This window comes from Micromonospora sp. MH99 (genome assembly GCF_021442385.1).
Lineage (GTDB): Bacteria > Actinomycetota > Actinomycetes > Mycobacteriales > Micromonosporaceae > Micromonospora.
Genome location: NZ_MUZA01000153.1, coordinates 1 through 1,220 on the forward strand (window position 1 = coordinate 1; position 1,220 = coordinate 1,220).

At 79.6% G+C, this 1,220-nt stretch carries 1 pseudogene; it reads left to right on the forward strand.

Features of this window, described 5'->3' with window-relative positions:
• A pseudogene (locus tag B0E54_RS32280) lies at positions 1-1,220 on the forward strand (hypothetical protein); the annotation flags it as partial.

Below are 1,220 nucleotides of genomic sequence, written 5' to 3' on the forward strand. Positions count from 1 at the left end.
CCGCCCGGTCGCTGCCGCCCTGGCACGGGGCCGGGTGGGGGCCGGATCTGAGCTGGGGTTGGCAGGTGGCGCCCGCCGTCGCGCTGGCGCTGGGGGCGGCCGCGTCGTTGCTGCCCCGCCGCGCGTGGGCGGGGCTGGCCACCGCCGGCGCGGTGGTGCTGCTGCTCGCCGTGCCCATCGGCTGGACGGCGTCGTGGGCGACGGTGGTGGCCGTGGACCTGGCCGGCGGGGTAGCTCTGGTGCTCGCCGTACTGGCCCGCCCGACGACCCGGGCGGCCACCCTGCTCGGCTGGGCGGCCGGGGGCGCCGTCCTGATCGGGCACGCGCTGCTGGTGGCCTTGGCCGATCCGCTCGGCGTCGTGGTGGTGCTGGGCATCGGCACCGTGCTCGGGGTGGCGTTGGCGGTGCGGACGGCCGACGGGCCGTACCGATGGGTGGCGGGCGTCGGTCTGCTGGCCGCACACCTGGCGCTGCCCGCCATCGCCGCGGTGGCGCTCTTCGCGGCCGGCGTGCAGCCCTGGTGGCAGGCGCGAGCCGCGCTGCTCGCCGCCGGGCTGTCGCTGGTCGCGGCGCTCGCGGTGCGTCGCCACCGGGTCGACCTGATCGAGTACGCGGTGACGGGCGGCGCGGTCGCGGTGCTCGCGGCCGGGGTCTCGCCGCTGGTGGCGGCGGGGAACGAGCCCGTGACGCCGTACGCCGCGCTGGCGGCGCTGGGCGTCGCCCTCGTCGCCCGCTGGGGCCTGCCGGCGCTCGGCGACGAGCCGGACGGCCCCGCGCAGCGGACGGCGGTCGGGGGGCCGTCGGCCGCTGGGGGGCCGGTGGTGGACGCCGAAGGGCCGTCGGAATCGTGGGATCCGACGATCGGGGGGGCGTCAACCATCGGGGGGCCGTCGACGGTCGGGGGGCCGTCGGCGGCCGGGGGTCTGCTGAGGGCGTCGGGTGTCGTGCTGGCGGGGGTCGCGGTGCTGGCCGCGCTGCCGACGATCCTCAGCGCGCTGTTCATCCCGTACGGCGTCCCGGGGCCGGTCTGGTCCGGGGCGCCGACCGCGACCGCCGATCGGGGGCTGTTCCCCACCGGGCTGGCGCTTGTCGCGTTGGCGGTGGCCGCGGCGCTGGCCGGTCGGCGGGTGCGCCCACCGCTGCTGGCCGGCCTGCCGTTCGCCGCCGCCGCGCTGCCCGTGCTGCTCGTCGCGAGCGGTGTGCCGTGGCCGGTGCTGCCG